Here is a 258-nt window from a genome sequence, read left to right as displayed (position 1 = left end):
AAACCGTCGTGCACTGTCTATGTGTTTATGGCTTCTGTTATTCCTGGCGCCATCCCAAGCGGTAGTAGGCGATTTTCATGGCCTGAATACGCTGGAGCACCAGCCTGCAAAGGTGGCGGCCATGGAGGGGCATTGGGAAACGTCTGGCAACGTACCGCTATTGCTCTTTGCAATTCCTGACCAGGAAGCCCAGACCAACCATTTTGAAATTGGTATTCCTAACCTTGCCAGTATGATTCTGACCCACTCGCCCGATGG

1 protein-coding gene is annotated in these 258 nt (G+C 52.3%); it reads left to right on the top strand.

Features of this window, described 5'->3' with window-relative positions:
- Nucleotides 1-258 (top strand): cytochrome ubiquinol oxidase subunit I (locus SB753_RS38885; RefSeq protein WP_410805392.1); only part of this gene is annotated, 258 nt, incomplete at both ends.

The sequence above is a fragment of the Paraburkholderia sp. SIMBA_053 genome, assembly GCF_046534895.1.
Lineage (GTDB): Bacteria > Pseudomonadota > Gammaproteobacteria > Burkholderiales > Burkholderiaceae > Paraburkholderia > Paraburkholderia caledonica.
The sequence above is the reverse complement of the archived record's forward strand: the minus strand, read 5'-3'. Positions and strand labels throughout refer to the sequence as shown.